Genomic DNA, 1357 nt, shown 5'->3' with positions numbered 1-1357 from the left:
CGCGCCGCTGCTCAGGCTGCCGGTCACCGGGCCCGCGTTATCCAGCGCGCTGTCGATGGTCGGGTAGCGATCGAGGTCCGGATCGATGGTCAGCTGGAAGCTGTTCCAGCCGTTCTGGCCGGCGTTCTGCACCTCAAAGGTCCAGCTACCCTTCGCCAGCGTATCCGGCGTCCATGACCAGTCACCATTTGCATCAACGTTTACCGTGGTAGAGGCGTAGCTGCCGCTGCCGAGCTTGTAGCGCAGGGTGATGGTGCTGTTGGCCGGGCCGGTGCCGCGCAGGGTTGGCGTGCTGTCATCGGTGGACGCGCCGCTGCTCAGGCTGCCGGTTACCGGGCCGACGTCGTCCAGCGCATCGGTAATCACCGGTCCGGCGGCAGCAACGTACTTCAGAATAAATTTCCCGGTCCAGCCGCTGATAACGTCGCCGTTTTGCGCCTTCGCGTGAAACTCCCAGGTGCCGTTTTTGCTCAGCACCGGTGAGGTCCACTCCCAGGTGCCGTCCGCTTTAACGACGGTGCTGCCCACATTAACCCAGGAACCGCCCGCCAGGCCGTTCTGGAAGTGGATGATGGTGCCGGCCACGCCGGTACCGCGCAGGGTTGGCGTGTTGTCATCGGTGGTGTCACCGCTTGTCAGGCTGCCGGTTACCGCGCCAAAGTCGTCCCAGGCGCTGTCAATGGTTGGCTTCAGGTCCAGCGCCGGATCGATGGTCAGCTTAAAGCTGCTCCAGCCGCTCTGGCCGTCCTTCTGTACCTCAAAGGTCCAGCTGCCTTTTGCCAGCGTATTTGGCGTCCACGACCAGTTGCCGTCTGCATCCACGCTCGCGCTGTCGAGGGTGTAGCCACCGTTACCGAGCTTGTAGCGCAGGGTGATGACGCTGTTGGCCGGGCCGGTCCCGCGCAGGGTCGGCGTGGTGTCATCGGTGGACGCGCCGCTGCTCAGGCTGCCGGTTACCGGGCCCGCGTTGTCCAGCGCGCTGTCGATGGTCGGATAGCGATCGAGGTCCGGATCGATGGTCAGCTGGAAGCTGCTCCAGTCGCTCTGGCCGGCCTTCTGCACCTCAAAGGTCCAGCTGCCCTTCGCCAGCGTATCCGGCGTCCACGACCAGTTGCCGTCTGCATCCACGCTCACGCTGTCGAGGGTATAGCTACCGTTGCCGAGCTTGTAGCGCAGGGTGATAACGCTGCTGGCCGGGCCGGTGCCGCGCAGGGTTGGCGTGGTGTCGTCGGTGGACGCGCCGCTGCTCAGGCTGCCGGTCACCGGGCCCGCGTTATCCAGCGCGCTGTCGATGCTGGCGTTGCGATCGGCATTGGGATCGATGGTGAGCGTAAAGCTGCTCCAGTCCATCTGACCG

1 protein-coding gene is annotated in these 1357 nt (G+C 64.8%); it reads right to left on the bottom strand.

Features of this window, described 5'->3' with window-relative positions; genetic code table 11:
* Window positions 1-1357 (bottom strand): Ig-like domain-containing protein (locus MWH02_RS23025; protein ID WP_271461521.1); only part of this gene is annotated, 1357 nt, incomplete at both ends.

Origin of the sequence: Pantoea leporis (genome assembly GCF_028048155.1) — a bacterium.
GTDB classification, from domain to species: Bacteria; Pseudomonadota; Gammaproteobacteria; order Enterobacterales; family Enterobacteriaceae; genus Pantoea; species Pantoea leporis.
Note: the sequence above shows the minus strand (reverse complement) of the source record. Positions and strands in the feature narration are given on the sequence as shown.